This window comes from Bacillus sp. BP-3 (assembly GCF_028401955.1).
Lineage (GTDB): Bacteria > Bacillota > Bacilli > Bacillales > Bacillaceae_G > Bacillus_A.
In genome coordinates this window covers 1-614 of sequence record NZ_JAQOTJ010000062.1, presented here as the reverse complement: position 1 = coordinate 614, position 614 = coordinate 1, and the positions used below count along the sequence as shown (strand labels likewise).

The following is a 614-nucleotide window of genomic DNA, read 5'->3' as shown; positions in this document are numbered from 1 at the left end:
ATTAAAATAAATATCTTATTTATTTTAATAAGTTACAAATGAAAGGCTTGTTAATGAAGATGAAACACTTAAATCATCGTTTAATGTAATTGAGAAACATGCCAATAATGGTAGTGTAATAACAACTGATCCATTAGGATTAACTACAATTGTTGGGCTTGTCCCACAGGCTTCACCACAATTTATAACTGATGCTGCTCCACCTCCGGGGGTAATTGTAATTACAAGACAGACATTAAAACACATATCATTCGTAGTACATGCCATAAATTTCCCTCCTTTTATTTAGCGTTCATTGATAGAATATGAATCAAAAATAATAGAGGAACGGCATAATAACCATTTTAATCGTATATGTGGATTAATGGAATTTATTTATCTTTTTGTGAGACTAAATAGATTAGTAGAAAAACTGAAATCATCATTTAAATTCGTGTTAAAACACGCAATAAAAGGTATTACATTAAAACTAGAGGAACATTCATCATTACACTTTACAACGATTTCAGCGCCGCCATTAGGGTTTAAAATTGTTTCTATACAGATATCAAAACAGTTTTTATTTATGCAAGCCATGGTATTCCCTCCTTTCTATTAATTTATTCATTTAGATA

At 29.8% G+C, this 614-nt stretch carries 1 protein-coding gene; it reads right to left on the bottom strand.

Annotated features, from left to right (window positions below; genetic code table 11):
• Positions 1 to 24 precede the first annotated feature (24 nt).
• A complete protein-coding gene (locus PLX19_RS25965; RefSeq protein ID WP_272191805.1) occupies positions 25 to 267 on the bottom strand; it encodes a hypothetical protein in 243 nt (80 codons plus the stop codon).
• Positions 268 to 614: the final 347 nt, after the last annotated feature.